Here is a 16266-nt window from a genome sequence, read left to right as displayed (position 1 = left end):
ATCCAATGCTTGTTTTTTATACAGTAGTCGGGAGGCCGCTTCAATACTCGTGGAAAACTCCTCTTGAGATGGCGTCCATGACCCCCATATATCCACAAACGTATTTTGTCGACCGCACACTGGCTTGTTAGGAGCAACCGATGGCTAAAGAACCGCAGACCCCGCTTGACGACGTCCAGACGCCTGAAGGTGAAAATGCCGCAGAAGCGCAGCAGGCAGAAGAGCGTCTGGTTGAAGGCGAGCTGGAAAGCCTGATCGACGACGAAGGCGATACCGTCAACACCGACGACGCAAGCGATAATCCCGAAGCGGAAATGCTGGCTGCCAAGGTGGAAGAGCTGGAGCAGAGCCTGGCGGATGCCAAGGATCAGGCGCTGCGTACCGCTGCCGAGGCGCAAAACGTGCGCCGCCGTGCCGAGCAGGAAAGCGAGAAAGCGCGCAAGTTCGCGTTGGAAAAGTTCGTCAAGGAGCTGCTGCCGGTTGTCGATAGCCTGGAAAAAGCGCTCGAGTCAATGGGCGAAGACGCCACTGAAGTGCACCGCGAAGGCGTTTCCATGACGCTGAAAATGCAGCTGGGCGTGCTGGAAAAATTTGGCGTTGAGCAGGTGGACCCTCACGGCGAGCCCTTTGACCCCCAGGTGCACGAGGCCATGACCATGGTGCCCAATCCCGACATGGAGCCCAACACGGTGATGGACGTGATCCAGAAGGGCTATGTGCTTAACGGCCGCCTGGCACGCCCGGCGATGGTCGTGGTCAGCAAAAAAGCCGACTGACGGGGTAAAAAAAGCCCTTGAAATGCTGCCGGCGACCCCCAGATATATGGGCATCCCGGCGGTATTTACCGCTCGCTTACACAGCACCGTTTTATCATCAATTATTTATCACCAACGATTTTGAGGTTTTGCTATGGGACGCATTATTGGGATTGACCTGGGCACCACTAACTCCTGCGTGTCTGTACTGGACGGCGACAGCCCCAAGGTTATCGAAAACGCCGAAGGCGGCCGCACCACGCCGTCCATCGTCGCCTACACCGACGACGGTGAGATCCTTGTGGGTCAGGCGGCCAAGCGCCAAGCCGTGACCAACCCGGAAAATACCATTTACGCCATCAAGCGCCTGATTGGCCGTCGTTTCAAGGACGACGTGGTACAAAAAGACATCAAGATGGTGCCCTACACCATTGCCGCAGCCGACAACGGCGACGCTTGGGTTGAAGTGAAGGGCGAAAAGATGGCGCCGCCGCAGGTCAGCGCGGAAATTCTCAAGAAGATGAAGAAGACCGCCGAAGACTACCTCGGTGAAACCGTTACTGAAGCGGTTATTACCGTGCCGGCCTACTTCAACGACAGCCAGCGTCAGGCGACCAAAGACGCCGGCCGCATTGCCGGTCTTGAAGTTAAGCGCATCATCAACGAGCCGACCGCTGCCGCACTGGCTTACGGCATGGACAAATCCCGCGGTGACCGCACGATTGCGGTTTATGACCTCGGCGGCGGCACCTTCGATATCTCGATTATCGAAGTCGCTGACGTAGACGGCGAAACTCAGTTTGAAGTGCTGGCCACCAACGGCGACACCTTCCTTGGCGGTGAAGACTTCGACCTGGCGCTGATCAACTATCTGGTCGAGCAGTTCAAGTCCGACAGCGGCATCGATCTGGCCGGCGACAACCTCGCCATGCAGCGCCTCAAGGAAGCCGCTGAAAAAGCCAAGATCGAGCTTTCAAGCGCGCAGCAGACCGACGTCAACCTGCCCTACATCACCGCCGACAACACCGGCCCCAAGCACCTGAACGTCAAGGTGACGCGCGCCAAGCTTGAGGCGCTGGTAGAAGAGCTGGTTCAGCGCTCGCTCGCGCCGTGCAAAATGGCGCTCAAGGATGCCGGTCTGTCGGCGTCAGAGGTCGACGACGTGATTCTGGTCGGCGGTCAGACGCGCATGCCGCAGGTACAGTCCAAAGTGGCTGACTTCTTCGGCAAGGACTCGCGCAAAGACGTCAACCCCGATGAAGCCGTGGCCGTAGGCGCCGCGATTCAGGGCGGCGTGCTCGGCGGCGACGTCAAGGACGTGCTGCTGCTCGACGTAACCCCGCTGACGCTGGGCATCGAGACCATGGGTGGCGTGATGACGCCGCTGATCGACAAGAACACCACCATCCCGACGAAGAAGACGCAAACCTTCTCCACCGCGGATGACAACCAGACCGCCGTGACCATTCACGCGATCCAGGGTGAGCGCAAGCAAGTGTCGCAGAACAAGTCACTGGGTCGCTTTGACCTGGCCGACATTCCGCCGGCGCCGCGCGGCGTGCCGCAGATCGAAGTCGCATTTGATCTGGATGCCAACGGTATCCTCAACGTTTCGGCCAAAGACAAGGCGACCGGCAAGGAACAGTCGATCGTGATCAAGGCCTCCAGCGGTCTGAGCGATGAAGAAATCGAACAGATGGTGCAGGACGCCGAGGCGAACGCCGACGAAGACAAGAAGTTCGAAGAAATGGTCACGCTGCGCAATCAGGCCGACGGCATGATTCACGCCACCAAAAAGACCCTCGAGGAAGCCGGCGACAAGGCTACCGACGACGAGAAGCAGAAGATCGAAACCGCGATCACCGAGCTTGAAGAAGCGGTTAAAGGTGACGATCAGGACGATATCCAGAAAAAGCTCGACGCGCTGACCGAAGCCTCCGGTGAGCTGGCCCAGAAGATGTACGCTGAGCAGCAGGAAGGCCAGCAGGCCGACGGTGAAGGCGCTGAAGACGCCAACGCCAAGCAGGAAGACGACGTGGTTGACGCCGAATACGAAGAAGTCAACGACGACCAGAAAAAGTCGTAACGTTCTTTCTGCCAAGGCAAGCAGCGACGCGGGAGGCAACTCCCGCGTTGCTGTTTGCGTAGGCCGCACTTTCAAGCCAACCAGTGCTTGAGCTAACCAGGAGGCGTGGGACCCATGTCCAAGCGCGATTATTATGAAGTCCTGGGGGTCGATAAAGGGGCCGATCAGAAAGAGATCAAGAAGGCCTATCGCCGCCTGGCGCAAAAGTATCACCCCGATCGAAACCCAGACGACGACACCTCGGCGGAGAAATTCCGTGAGGTATCCGAAGCCTACGAAATTCTGGGCGACGGCGAGAAACGCGGCGCCTATGATCAGTTCGGCCACGCCGGCGTAGACGGCCAGGGCGGCGCCGGTGGTGGTTTTGGCGCCGGTGGCGGCGACTTCAGCGATATTTTCGGAGACGTATTCGGCGATATCTTCGGCGGCGGTGGCGGCCGGCGACGCGGCCCCAATGCGCCGGCGCGCGGCTCCGACCTGCGCTACAACCTTGAGCTCGATCTTGAGCAGGCCGTGGCTGGCACCAGCGTGGATATCCGCGTGCCGCGTCACATCAACTGTGACCGCTGCGACGGCGACGGCGCCGAGCCCGGCTCGACCAAGGAAACCTGCCCGACCTGTCAGGGCATGGGCCAGGTGCGCATGCAGCAGGGCTTTTTTGCCGTGCAGCAAACCTGCCCGACCTGCCACGGCGGCGGCGAGCACATCAAGGTGCCGTGCCACAAGTGTAACGGCGATGGCCGCGTGCGCGAGACCCGTACGCTGTCGGTGAAGATTCCCGCCGGCGTGGACGTGGGCGACCGTATCCGGCTCAACGCCGAGGGCGAAGCCGGCATCAACGGTGGCCCGCCCGGCGACCTGTACGTTCAGGTAGCGATCAAGCCGCACCGGATCTTTGAGCGCGAAGGCCGGCACCTGCAATGTGAAGTGCCGATCAACTTTGTTGACGCCGCGCTGGGCGGAGAGCTTGAAGTGCCGACGCTCAACGGCCGCGTGAAGCTCAAGATTCCGGCCGAGACTCAGACCGGCAAGCTGTTCCGCATGCGCGGCAAAGGCGTGAAGCCGGTACGCGGCGGCGCGCCGGGCGACCTGCTGTGCAGGGTTGTGCTGGAAACGCCGGTGAACCTGAACGACGAGCAGAAAGACCTGCTGGGCAAGCTGCAGGAAAGCTTTAACAGCAGCAACAGCCACAGCCACTCGCCGAAGCAGACCGGCTTTTTCGACAGTGTGAAAAAGTTCTTTGAGGACATGAAGCCCTGAAAGGCCAAGTGAGCCGCAGCGCGAGAACCAATGCCGGTACCTCAGGGTGCCGGCATTTTTTTGTTGATTGCCATACGGGAGCGTGCAATGAGCGCGAAACAGCCTGACGTCAACACCCTCACCGGTGGCATGAGTGAGCACGCCGGCATGCTGGTATGGGCGCTGCTGGTGGGGCTGTCGTTTCCCGTGGTCGGCTGGCTGGGCGAGCTGCCGCCGCTGTTGCTGACCGCGCTACGCTTTGCCATTGCCTGCGCGGGACTCTGGTGGCTGGCCCAGCGCTCGGCAGAGTTCTGGCCGGCGTGGCGGGCGCTGCCGCTCTACGCGCTGATGGGACTATGCCTGGCGGGCTTTTTCAGCGCCATGTTCTGGGCGGCACACCACACCACGGCGCTTTCCATGGCCACGCTGTACGTCACCGTGCCGCTGCTCGCCTTCGGGCTGGGGCTTTTGCTTCGGGTGGAACGTCTCGCGTGGCGCCTGCCGGCCATTTTGCTGCTGGGTGCCTGCGGGGCATTGCTGCTGGCGCTGGCCGAAGCGTTTTTACAGGGCGGCGCGCTGCAGTTTGGCCGCGGCGAAGCGGTGTTTTTTCTTGGCTGCATCGCCTCGGCGCTGTACCCGGTGATCAGCAAGTGGGGGCTTGCCAGCGGCCGGCTGGCCGACTCCGCCGCGGTGCGCACGTTCTGGAGCCTGGCACTTGGCGGCATTTTGATCGGCGCGCTGGGGCTCGCGGTTGAACCGCTAAGCGACTTTGCCACGATGACGGCGCGGGATGCGCTGCTGCTGGTGTATCTGGGGCTGTGCTCAAGCGCGCTGACCTTCTGGCTGATGCAGCATGCCACCGCCACGCTGACCCCCGGCGCGGTCACCGCCTACGGCTATCTGGTGCCGTTTGTCTCGATGCTGGTGCTGTTTGCCCGCGAGCCCGGACAGATAAGCTGGGTGTGGCTGCCCGGCAGCGCGCTGGTGATCACCGCCATTGTACTGCTGCTGATCAACGGGCGAGCAACCCGCTAGACCGGTGGGTGCCGGGCTTTGGTATACTTGTCGTCAAATTTATCGCGTTTTTTTACTCAACGACTCGCAGGAGCTCGCATGACTCGAATTGCCATTGTAGGCGTCGCTGGCCGCATGGGCCGCACCCTGGTCAACGCCGTGGAACAGGACGCCGGCGCCACTCTGGCGGCCGGCATTGTCGCCCCGGGAAGCTCGCTCGCCGGTGCGGATATCGGCGAACTGGCCGGCGTGGGCAAAAAAGGCATCGCGGCGGTAGATAGCCTGGCCGCCTGCGCGGCCGACTTCGACGTGCTGATCGACTTCACCACGCCCCAAGTGACCCTGGCCAACCTGGCCTTCTGCGCCGAGCACGGCAAGCGCATCGTGATTGGCACCACCGGCATGAGCGATGCTGAAATCGCCACGCTGGACGACTACCGCGACAGCGTGCCGCTCGTCTTTGCACCCAACATGAGCGTCGGCGTCAATCTCACGCTCAAGCTTTTAGAAACCGCCGCCCGCGCGCTGGGCGACGAAGGCTACGACATCGAAGTGATCGAGTCGCACCACCGGCATAAAGTCGACGCACCCTCGGGCACCGCGTTGAAAATGGGCGACGTCATGGCCGACGCGCTAGGGCGCAACCTCAAGGAACATGGCGTGTTCGAGCGCGTGGGCCAGTGCGGGCCGCGCAGCGACAAGGAAATCGGCTTTGCCACCGTGCGCGCCGGCGACATCGTCGGTGAGCACACGGTGATGTTTGCCACCGAAGGCGAGCGCATCGAAATTACCCACAAGGCCTCAAGCCGCATGACCTTCGCCAAAGGCGCCACCCGCGCCGCCCGCTGGGTCGCGGAGAAAGACAACGGCCGCTACGGCATGCAGGACGTGCTTGATTTGGACGCGTAACGCCGTCGGTCACTGAAATGCCCACAGCACAGAAACGCCTCGGCGCCAAGCGTCGGGGCGTTTTGTTGTTGGGAGGGTTTTTATGCGGGTGATGGATTGGCGTGGCGTACTCTGGGCGGCCGTTCCGGCCATTCATCGAGAACATCCGGAGCGGTAATTTTATCTTCGATCGCCTGAATATCGTCGAGTCTGTGCTTCAGGCCACACTCCCAGATAATTAGCACCCGCCAGCCCCGGCTGATTAGCTCACCTTGCTGCCGTTTGTCTCGGACGGCATTGCCGTCCAGTTTTTCTCGCCAGAAAGCCTTGCGCGTAGCAGGGGAGGTAGCATAAAAGCAGCCCTCATGGCGATGCCAGAAGCAGCCATGAACAAATATTGTGAGCCGGTGCTTGGGGAGAACAAGGTCCGGCTTTCCGGGAAGGTCACGGTGATGCAGACGATAGCGAAACCCGCGCGCATGAAGGTAGCGGCGCACGGCAAGTTCGGGACGAGTATTCCCGCCCCTGATATGGGACATCATGCGTGAGCGGGTCTGCGAGTTGACAATATCAGTCATATGTCAGGCTCTAGATGAGTGTTTCTTCGGTCATGCTTTCATAGATGCGACTGACGTTGTTCCAGGCTATCCGAAACTGGTTACGTTTTTTGGATGTCCATCTGCCGTTATTCCACTTCATATTAATGCCGGGGTCATGGTAGATAACACTATTGTTCAGAGCCTTAAGAAACCGTTTCAGTTCTGCTCCTTCGCAGATATGAACGTTGGGCCCATAGGTGTAGTACGGAATATCGTGGTTCTCCTTTCGGTAGGGAACGTAGGCTGTCCGAGCGTGTTTGCGACTCCAGTGGGTCAGAAGTTTATCGAAAGACCAGCCGGCAGCAATGTTGCCTGCGTCGTCTCTCATCAGCAGCCCGCCTGAAGTATCGACAATCTCTCCGCTTTCTTGGTCATAGCCTTCCATTCTCAGGGTCAAGCCGGTTCGGGCGTTTCTTTGCCATGCGTTGTGCCGACCGGTGAAATCTCGTCTCTCGTTGGTGTCGCGGCCATACGCCTGAAGAAAGGTGCCTAGGTCTTCAAGATAGGAGCCGGTGTCAGGTTCGGGCGTCATCAGGGTAACCGGACCCGATGAGTGTGACTTCAGCTCCCAGCCAAGGTGATCCGGTTCCGATCGGCCGTTGGGTGTTATGTTGAAAAGGCTCTCCAGTGTGTAGCCCGCTCCGTTCTGTGCGCGATATTCTATTCGGTTGCCCTTTGCATCCAAACGGCAGGAGCGAACTGCGCCCATCAGATAAATTGATCGCAATCTGTCCAGCAGCGCTGTTTTGCTGTCGCGTTCTGTGTGCTTTCGCTCATGAAAGACATTGGCAATGCTCGATGCTTCGCCTGAATCGATCAGTTTTTTAGCCTCGCTCGAAACGGGGCCCGTCCAGTGGTCCAAGTAGGCAAGGATGCGACCATCCCGGCATAGCCCAAGCATTAGGCAACGGGGAGTATTTATCCGGGTAAGTCGCTCCTCTTTTGTGGGTGGCTGTAGCAAATGCGAGGGAGCTATTGCACAGTCCCTGACAAAGCCTGACATTCTGACCTCGGGATATTTGGGATAGAGAATCAGCTGCGCCCCGGGGGCTCGTTGACTATCTTTGCCGAACGAGATCCAGTGAAAATCAAGACTTGCCTTGTACATTACTCCTTTTTGGGAATCGATCTTGTCACCTGCAACAAGAGCTCCATGTTGAATAAGACGTAGAACGTCAAAGTCGCTGCCCAGGTAAACCTGTTGTTTTGAGTTATCATTGTTGGAAAGGCATTTGAAGATGACTCGCTCGGCTCCCATTTGGAGCATCACGGCTTCCATTGCTTCCAATGCAGGATGGCGGGCACTCATGACGCTACGCTCCTTTATATAAAGTATTTCGGGGCGCCGTGGCGCCCCGAAATAATGGATAGTATTACGTCATGGTGCTTTATCGTGACTCTAAATGGCAAGCTCCAGCTCGGTCTGGTGCGGAGCCTTCTGCCCCTGTTCCTGGCGTTTCCGGCGAGCCTCGATAATACGTGGCTTCATCAGTTCGGCCACCGCTTCAAAGACCGGCACGACGACGGAGTTGCCAAACTGACGATAGGCCTGGGTATCCGATACGGGAATAACAAAGCGGCTTTCGTTTGGCGCGTCAAAGCCCATCAGGCGGGCGCATTCATGTGGCGTTAGGCGGCGGGGGCGGTTGCGCAGGTTCTCGGGTGAATCAAACGGCTTCTGGTCGTCAAAGCCGCGATCCACCAGGATCTCGGAGCCGTCCTTGTGATAGCGGGCCGATAGTGTACGCGCAACATCACGCGGGCCGGTTAAGCCAAAGCCGAAACCGTTGCCTTTTTCGCGATGTTTTTTGGCGTAGCGGTAGAGATAATCCCAGAGCTTGGGTGTCAGGATATATTTTTCATCTACCGAGTCGTCCAGCAGGTCACCAAAGGCAGGGCGATGCTGTGGATAGACTTTCTCCAGATCGCGCAGGGTAAAGCCCTGGTGTACGTTCAGGTCGCGGCGGAAGCCCGCCAGCACAATGCGCTCACGGTGCTGGGGCACAAAGTGGCGTGCATCAATAACCTTGGGGTCGCGCCCTTTCGGCGCCTCAGCATCGGCCACGTCGTAACCCAGTTCATCCAATGCTTCGCAGATAATGCGGAAAGTCTTACCCTTGTCGTGGCTTTTGAGGTTCTTGACGTTCTCGAGCATGAAAGCTGCCGGACGTTTGGCAGCAATGATGCGCGCCACGTCGAAAAACAAGGTCCCTTGGGCATCGCACTCGAACCCGTGTTTGAGGCCCAGCGAATTTTTCTTGGATACGCCGGCCAGAGAAAAAGGCTGGCAGGGGAAGCCGGCAAGCAGCACGTCGTGGTCCGGAATTTCCTCGTTGATATGGGCGTAGGCGGCATCCTCTTCAATCTCGGGCGATGCAGACAAAGTGACATCGCGAATGTCACGGTTGAAGCGGTGCGTTGTCGGGTCGCAGTAGTGGTTGGCCTTGTAGGTGCGAACGGCAAACCTGTCCCATTCCGAGGTGAATACGCACTCGCCACCAATGGATTCGAAGCCGCGGCGTATTCCGCCAATACCGGCGAAAAGATCGATAAAGGTAAAGTTGGCGCGCCCTTGGTGAGACGGCGCATTCGGCAGCATGGCGATCAGGCGCCGTGCTTCGTCGCGCGTGACTTTGGGCCTAGTCTTGCCCTTGATCATCCGGTTCAGGGTTTCACGACACCAGCGGTCATCGACCTCGCGCATGGCGGCAGCAACCGTGCCCTGGTCGTAGATTTGCAGCACGCGCTCCAGCAATTCGCTGTCACTCAGTAGATCATAGTCGGAGGTGTAAGCCTGCATATTGAGAGAATCATGTGTGGCGGGCCCTGTAAGCGGTGACATGGCGGTGCCTCTGGGTTAAAACTGTGATGTATGGATGCAATTGTATTCCAAGAAATGATGCTGCACCAGTAAGTAACTGGGTTTATATTCAGTGTAGGCGCTTTTCGTCAATACTCACTTCTGTATCGTCGCAGGCCATGGCTCTAGCGCCTTCCGCCGAAATCCTGTAACATCCGCTAGATTTTGGTCGAGTGGTTCACGCCTGAGAGACCGATGCGCGAGGCGTCAGCAGCACAAATGCTGGCCTTAGCGTCGGTCTTGATGCAGCGCTTGTTGCGTAGGCCAGCCTGACGGCATGTCTGAAACGCCGTGCGTCAAGGCTAAGGCCGTTTTGGCAAAGAACAGCAAGCGGGATGAAACCGGTTTTTCTCTATCGGCTTTGTCCCGCTTTTTTACGACCCGACGTTTGTAACGCAAACGCCGCTATGACGGATGCCGCTGTCGTGACAGGGGTGTTTTCACCAGCATGGGAGAACTTGTCTTGAATAACCCCGCATTGAACAAACCCGCTATTCTGGCGCTTGAAGACGGGAGCGTGTTCCACGGCATCGCCATTGGCGCCGAAGGGCAAACCAGCGGCGAGGTGGTATTCAATACGGCCATGACCGGCTATCAGGAAATTCTTACCGATCCCTCCTATACCCGCCAGATCGTGACGCTGACATACCCCCACATTGGCAATACCGGCGTGAACGCCGAAGATGTCGAGTCCGGCGGGATTGCCGCCGCCGGTCTGGTTATTCGTGATTTGCCGCTTGCCGCCAGCAGCTTTCGCTCTGAGCAAAACCTTGACGATTACCTGAAAAGTGAGAACGTGCTGGGTATTGCCGAGATCGACACCCGCCGTCTGACGCGCCTGTTGCGCGACAAGGGTGCTCAGAGCGGGGCTATTCTTGCCGGCGGCGAGGCACAAGGCGAAGGCGCAGTAGAGCGCGCGCTGGCCGCAGCCCGTGCTTTTCCCGGGCTTGCGGGTATGGATCTGGCCAAAGTGGCCAGCTGCCAAACGCCGTATGAATGGAATGAAGGCGAGTGGGAGTTGGGCACAGGGTATCAGCCGGGCAGTGATATCGAACGGCCTTTCCACGTGGTGGCCTACGACTTTGGGGTCAAGCGCAACATTTTGCGCATGCTGGTTTCTCGCGGCTGCCGTTTAACGGTGGTGCCGGCGCAAACGCCGGCGTCTGAGGTGCTGGCGCTAAAGCCGGACGGCTTTTTCCTGTCCAACGGCCCGGGCGATCCGGAGCCGTGCGATTACGCCATCAAGGCGATCCAGGAGCTGCTTGAAACGCGGATTCCGTTGTTTGGTATCTGCCTTGGGCATCAGCTTTTGGCGCTGGCGTCCGGCGCGCGGTCGGTCAAAATGAATCATGGCCACCACGGCGCTAATCATCCGGTGCAGGACCTGGCCACCGGCAGAGTGATGATTACCAGCCAGAACCACGGCTTCGCGTCGGATGAAACCACGCTGCCGGCAACGCTTCGCGCTACCCACCGCTCGCTGTTTGACGGCACGCTACAGGGTATTGAGCGCACCGACTGCCCGGCCTTCAGCTTTCAGGGGCACCCCGAAGCAAGCCCCGGCCCGTGCGACGTGACGCCGCTGTTTGACCGCTTCATCGCCATGCTGCAAGCGCGCCGCTGAGTGCGCCGGCGCCGGTGACTGAACCGGTCCTGTTTACGCCGTTATTTTGTTGTTAATCGTCATTTTTCTGCGGGAACCGTTATGCCTAAGCGTACCGACATCAATAGTATCCTGATCATTGGCGCTGGCCCGATTGTGATTGGCCAGGCCTGCGAATTCGACTACTCCGGCACCCAGGCGTGCAAGGCACTGCGCGAGGAAGGCTACCGCGTGGTGCTGGTCAACTCTAACCCGGCCACCATCATGACCGACCCGGCCATGGCCGACGCCACCTATATCGAGCCGATCACTTGGCAGACGGTAGAAAAAATCATCGAAGCCGAACGCCCCGACGCGATTCTGCCCACCATGGGCGGCCAGACCTCGCTCAACTGTGCGCTGGATCTGGACAAGCACGGGGTGCTGGAAAAATACGGCGTAGAGATGATCGGCGCTAACGCCGAGGCGATCAACAAGGCCGAAGACCGCGACCTGTTCGACAAGGCGATGAAAAATATCGGCCTGGCGTGCCCCAAAGCCAAGGTCGCACACAGCATGGAAAGGGCCTGGGAGATTCAGGCCGAGCTGGGGTTCCCAAGCATTATTCGCCCCTCTTACACCATGGGCGGCTCCGGCGGTGGGGTGGCGTACAACAAGGAAGAGTTCGAAGAAATCTGCACCCGCGGTTTCGATCTGTCGAACAACCACGAGCTGTTGATCGATGAGTCGCTGCTGGGGTGGAAAGAGTACGAGATGGAGGTGGTGCGCGATAAAAACGATAATTGCATCATCGTTTGCTCGATTGAAAACTTCGACCCGATGGGCGTGCATACCGGTGATTCCATCACCGTGGCGCCGGCGCAGACGCTGACTGATAAAGAGTATCAGTTTATGCGCAACGCCAGTCTTGCGGTGCTGCGCGAGATTGGCGTGGAAACCGGCGGCTCTAACGTGCAGTTCGGCGTGGACCCTGCCACCGGCCGCATGGTGGTCATTGAAATGAACCCGCGGGTATCGCGCTCATCGGCGTTGGCCTCCAAAGCGACCGGCTTCCCGATTGCCAAGATCGCCGCCAAGCTGGCCGTGGGCTATACGCTGGACGAGTTGCAAAATGATATTACCGGCGGGCGTACGCCGGCGTCTTTCGAGCCGTCCATCGACTACGTGGTCACCAAGATTCCGCGCTTCACCTTCGAGAAATTCCCTCAAGCCAACGACCGCCTGACGACTCAGATGAAGTCGGTGGGCGAGGTCATGGCCATTGGCCGCACCTTCCAGGAGTCGCTGCAAAAAGCGCTGCGCGGTCTGGAAACCGGCGTTGACGGCCTTGATCCGATTGTGACCCACTTTACCGATGAGGCCATGGCGCGTATCAAGGGTGAGCTGCAGGCGGCCGGTGCTGACCGTATCTTCTACGTGGCCGACGCCATACGCGCAGGTATGAGCGTGGAAGAGCTGTTTGCGCTAACCAAGATTGACCCCTGGTACCTGGTGCAGCTTGAAGACTTGGTGACCACCGAGGCGGCACTGGCCAAGCGCTCGCTGACTGAGCTTGCCGCCGGTGATTTTTATCGGCTCAAGCGCAAAGGCTTTGCCGATGCGCGGCTGGCCAAATTGCTGGGCGTATCGGAAAAAGAGTTTCGTAAAACCCGCCAGAAAGCGGGCATTCGGCCAGTCTATAAGCGTGTGGATACCTGCGCTGCCGAATTTGCCTCGGATACTGCCTACATGTATTCCACCTACGAAGAAGAGTGCGAAGCCGAGGTCTCTGACAAGCCCAAGATCATGGTGCTGGGCGGCGGGCCCAACCGTATTGGTCAGGGTATTGAATTTGACTACTGCTGTGTTCACGCCGCCTTTGCGATGCACGCCGACGGCTATGAAACCATCATGGTCAACTGCAATCCGGAGACCGTGTCCACCGACTACGACACTTCGGATCGCCTGTACTTCGAGCCGGTGACGCTTGAAGACGTGCTGGAAATTGCCGACAAGGAAAAGCCCGAAGGCGTCATTGTGCAGTTTGGTGGGCAGACGCCGCTGAAGCTGGCGCGCGAGCTGGAAGCCGCCGGCGTGCCGATTATCGGCACCACGCCCGACGCCATCGACCGCGCCGAAGACCGCGAGCGTTTTCAGCAGATGATCGACAAGCTGGGGCTCAAGCAGCCGCCCAACGCAACGGCGAGAAGCTTTGAGGAAGCGTTTGCCAAGGCCGAGACCATCGGTTACCCGCTGGTCGTGCGCCCCAGCTACGTGCTGGGCGGGCGCGCCATGGAGATCGTCTATGACGCATCCGAGCTTGAGAGCTACATGACCCACGCGGTCAAGGTGTCCAACGACTCGCCGGTGCTGCTGGATCACTTCCTGAACGCGGCGGTCGAGATCGACATCGACGCCGTTTCGGACGGCCATCAGGTGGTGATTGGCGGCATCATGCAGCATATCGAGCAGGCCGGCGTTCACTCCGGCGACTCGGCGTGTTCGCTGCCGCCGTACTCGCTGCCCGCCGATGTGCAGGACGAGATGCGCTCGCAGGTCAAGCGCATGGCCGTGGAGCTGGGTGTCAAAGGGCTGATGAACGTGCAGCTGGCCTGGCAGGACGGGGAAATCTATATCATCGAGGTGAACCCTCGCGCGTCGCGCACCGTGCCGTTCGTTTCCAAGTGCACCGGTACCTCGCTGGCGCAAATTGCCGCGCGCTGCATGGCCGGCGTGACGCTTGAAGCGCAGGGCTTTGAGCGCGAAATCGTGCCGCACTTCTTCAGCGTCAAAGAAGCCGTCTTCCCGTTCAACAAATTCCCCGGCGTTGACCCGATCCTGTCGCCGGAAATGAAGTCGACCGGCGAAGTCATGGGCTCGGGCGATACCTTCGCCGAGGCGTTTTACAAGGCTCAGCTGGGGGCCGGCGAGGCCATCCCGGCGCTGTCCGGCGAGCGCAAGGCGTTTTTGTCCGTGCGCGAACCCGATAAGCAGGGGATTATCGAGGTGGGGCGTTCTCTGCTAACATTAGGCTTTACGCTATGCGCCACGCGAGGCACGGCGGCGGCACTGGAAGCCGCCGGGCTTGAAGTCGAGCGCGTCAATAAAGTCTACGAAGGACGCCCGCATATCGTCGATCTGCTCAAGAACGACGCTATCGCCTACATCGTGAATACCACCGAAGGACGTCAGGCCATTCTCGACTCCTCGGTTATCCGCCGTACCGCTCTCGCGCGCAAGGTGCCCTATGCCACCACCTTGGCGGGCGCCAATGCCGTCTGTATGGCGCTTGCGTATGGTCAGGAGATTACGGTGCGGCGCCTTCAGGAATTGCATGCAGGAGCCAATCAATGAACAAGGTCCCGATGACGGTTGCGGGTGAGAAGAGCCTCCGCGAAGAGCTGGAGCAGTTAAAGGGCACGGCGCGGCCCCGGGTGATCGCGGCCATCGCCGAAGCGCGTGAGCACGGCGATTTGAAGGAAAACGCCGAGTATCACGCCGCGCGTGAGGAGCAAGGCTTTATTGAGGGGCGCATTCAGGAAATCGAAGGCAAGCTTTCAGGCGCCCAGGTGATTGATGTGACCAAGCTGCCCAAGACGGGCAAGGTTATCTTTGGCGTCACCGTTGAGCTTTTGCACCTGGAAAACGATGAGCAGGTGACGTATCGCATCGTCGGTGAAGACGAGGCCGACATCAAAGCAGGGCGCATCTCCGTGACGTCGCCTATCGCACGGGCGCTGATTGGCAGGGAAGAAGGTGACGTGGCCCTGGTCAGAACTCCCGGCGGTAATGTGGAGTATGAAATTGAAAGCGTCGAGCATTTGTAATCAAAAAAAACGCCCCTTCGGGGGCGTTTTTGCTATCAGTGTGCTGCGAGCGGAGTAGCGCTAGCGGCCAGATTGAAGGTTAACGTCGGCCGTGGTGATGCTCGAAGCGTACGATATTGGAAAGCTTGGGGTTGGGCTGCGGATTTTTGCGATACAGCAGCGCCACCTTGCCGATGGTCTGTACTAGCTCGGCATTGCCATCCTGCGTCAGCGTTTCAAGCATCAGAGCGCGGTCGTCGCGGTCGGGCAGGGCAAGCTTTACCTTGACCAGTTCGTGGTCGCGTAGCGCTCGGTCCAGCTCTGCGAGCAGGTTGTCCGAGATGCCGTTTTCCGCAACGGTGACCACCGGGTTCAGGTGGTGGCCAATGCTACGCAGTGCTTTCTTTTGTGCCTGTGACAAGCTCATGGTATCTTGCGGTATCCCAAGTTTGCGCTTAACGCTCCATCTTACGGCGAAACGCCGTTGGGTGAAAGCGCCCATCCTTCCTTTTCCAGCATCAGACGATCCCATAAACAACCCCATAGACAATCCCATGCAGCAAAAGCCTACAGGCCGTAAACGACAGGCCAGTAAAACCAGCGGTAGCTGGATGAAAGAGCATTTCGATGACCGTTACGTCCAGCAAAGCTGGCAGGACGGCTATCGCAGCCGGGCGAGCTACAAGCTGCTGGCGCTGGACGAAAAAGATCAGCTGTTCCGCTCAGGGATGACCGTGATTGATCTGGGCGCCGCGCCCGGCGGCTGGAGCCAGGTGGCCGCGGAAAAAGTCGGCTCTGACGGCGCGGTCATCGCCTCGGATATTCTCGCCATGGATGCGCTGGCCGACGTTGACTTCGTGCAGGGCGATTTTACCGAGGAATCGGTACTCAATGCGCTGCTCGAACGGATAAACGGTCGGCCGGTGGACCTTGTGATGTCGGATATGGCCCCCAATATGAGTGGTATGGCCGCCATTGATCAGCCCCAGGCGATGTATCTGGTCGAGCTGGCGCTGGATCTGGCGCAGCAAACGCTGGCCCCTGGCGGGCGTTTTGTCGCCAAGGTGTTTCAGGGTGAAGGCTTTGACGCCTATCTGAAACTGCTGCGCGACAACTTCACCAGGGTCGTGACGCGCAAGCCCGATGCGTCTCGCGCCCGTTCCCGGGAGGTGTACCTTCTGGCCAGCGGGTTCCGCGGCTAGATCGACGGGAGCAGGCAGAGGAATAGTGACGATTTATCATCGCTATTGCCGGACAGGCGGGGGCAAGGTGTGCCACAGTAGGCGCCAAATGCCTTGTCCGCCTCTGTGTATGGTCGGAGGAATGGCGTGACAGATGTACGGCCTGGCAGCGTATGGCTTAAGGTAGCGCGTTTTTGTCAAGGCAGGCGCGTTGTTGACGCCCGCACGTTTTGGTAAACGAATGAACGCATGATGC

Annotated in this window: 13 protein-coding genes; 9 read left to right on the top strand and 4 right to left on the bottom strand. The window is 59.1% G+C overall.

The window, feature by feature from the left end; translation table 11 throughout:
• The first annotated feature begins 140 nt into the window (after positions 1-140).
• The 5 genes from grpE to dapB all read left to right on the top strand — a co-directional run bounded on the left by grpE (position 141) and on the right by dapB (position 6003).
• The gene (gene grpE / locus B5495_RS07350) at positions 141-776 is read left to right on the top strand and encodes a nucleotide exchange factor GrpE (RefSeq protein ID WP_079552577.1); all 636 of its coding nucleotides are present in this window, start codon (positions 141-143) and stop codon (positions 774-776) included.
• Positions 777-909: 133 nt separating this feature from the next.
• Positions 910-2841 (top strand): molecular chaperone DnaK, encoded by a 1932-nt coding sequence (dnaK, locus tag B5495_RS07345; RefSeq protein ID WP_079552575.1) that lies wholly within the window; start codon positions 910-912, stop codon positions 2839-2841.
• A 114-nt stretch (positions 2842-2955) separates the two neighbouring features.
• Positions 2956-4101 carry a molecular chaperone DnaJ gene (gene dnaJ / locus B5495_RS07340; protein ID WP_079552573.1) on the top strand — a complete coding sequence of 382 codons (1146 nt, stop codon included), beginning with the start codon at positions 2956-2958 and terminating at the stop codon, positions 4099-4101.
• An 87-nt stretch (positions 4102-4188) separates the two neighbouring features.
• Entirely contained in the window at positions 4189-5115 is a 927-nt protein-coding gene (locus tag B5495_RS07335) for a DMT family transporter (RefSeq protein ID WP_231897125.1), read from the top strand.
• A gap of 78 nt (positions 5116-5193) precedes the next feature.
• Positions 5194-6003, top strand: a complete 810-nt coding sequence (dapB, locus tag B5495_RS07330) for a 4-hydroxy-tetrahydrodipicolinate reductase (protein ID WP_079552571.1) — start codon at positions 5194-5196, stop codon at positions 6001-6003.
• Positions 6004-6083: 80 nt separating this feature from the next.
• Here the strand turns inward: dapB and B5495_RS07325 are convergent, their stop codons facing one another.
• The 3 genes from B5495_RS07325 to dcm all read right to left on the bottom strand — a co-directional run bounded on the left by B5495_RS07325 (position 6084) and on the right by dcm (position 9381).
• A complete protein-coding gene (locus B5495_RS07325) occupies positions 6084-6560 on the bottom strand; it encodes a very short patch repair endonuclease (RefSeq protein WP_079552569.1) in 477 nt (158 codons plus the stop codon).
• A 10-nt stretch (positions 6561-6570) separates the two neighbouring features.
• A complete protein-coding gene (locus tag B5495_RS07320; protein WP_079552568.1) occupies positions 6571-7890 on the bottom strand; it encodes an MvaI/BcnI family restriction endonuclease in 1320 nt (439 codons plus the stop codon).
• Positions 7891-7980: 90 nt separating this feature from the next.
• Complete coding sequence (gene dcm / locus B5495_RS07315; protein WP_172824538.1) at positions 7981-9381, bottom strand: DNA (cytosine-5-)-methyltransferase; 1401 nt, start codon at positions 9379-9381, stop codon at positions 7981-7983.
• 538 nt (positions 9382-9919) lie between these two features.
• Between dcm and carA the strand changes: the two genes are divergently transcribed.
• The 3 genes from carA to greA all read left to right on the top strand — a co-directional run bounded on the left by carA (position 9920) and on the right by greA (position 14850).
• A complete protein-coding gene (carA, locus tag B5495_RS07310) occupies positions 9920-11065 on the top strand; it encodes a glutamine-hydrolyzing carbamoyl-phosphate synthase small subunit (protein ID WP_197685650.1) in 1146 nt (381 codons plus the stop codon).
• Positions 11066-11146: 81 nt separating this feature from the next.
• Complete coding sequence (gene carB, locus B5495_RS07305; RefSeq protein ID WP_079552564.1) at positions 11147-14377, top strand: carbamoyl-phosphate synthase large subunit; 3231 nt, start codon at positions 11147-11149, stop codon at positions 14375-14377.
• Positions 14374-14850 carry a transcription elongation factor GreA gene (greA, locus tag B5495_RS07300; RefSeq protein WP_079552562.1) on the top strand — a complete coding sequence of 159 codons (477 nt, stop codon included), beginning with the start codon at positions 14374-14376 and terminating at the stop codon, positions 14848-14850. The genes carB and greA overlap by 4 nt, the downstream gene beginning before the upstream one ends.
• A gap of 79 nt (positions 14851-14929) precedes the next feature.
• Here the strand turns inward: greA and yhbY are convergent, their stop codons facing one another.
• A complete protein-coding gene (gene yhbY / locus B5495_RS07295; RefSeq protein WP_079552560.1) occupies positions 14930-15256 on the bottom strand; it encodes a ribosome assembly RNA-binding protein YhbY in 327 nt (108 codons plus the stop codon).
• A 127-nt stretch (positions 15257-15383) separates the two neighbouring features.
• Here yhbY and rlmE point away from each other — a divergent pair, with 127 nt between their 5' ends.
• Positions 15384-16031 (top strand): 23S rRNA (uridine(2552)-2'-O)-methyltransferase RlmE, encoded by a 648-nt coding sequence (gene rlmE / locus B5495_RS07290; protein WP_079552559.1) that lies wholly within the window; start codon positions 15384-15386, stop codon positions 16029-16031.
• The last annotated feature ends 235 nt before the right edge of the window (positions 16032-16266 follow it).

Source organism: Vreelandella subglaciescola (genome assembly GCF_900142895.1).
GTDB classification, from domain to species: Bacteria; Pseudomonadota; Gammaproteobacteria; order Pseudomonadales; family Halomonadaceae; genus Vreelandella; species Vreelandella subglaciescola.
The sequence above is the reverse complement of the archived record's forward strand: the minus strand, read 5'-3'. Positions and strand labels throughout refer to the sequence as shown.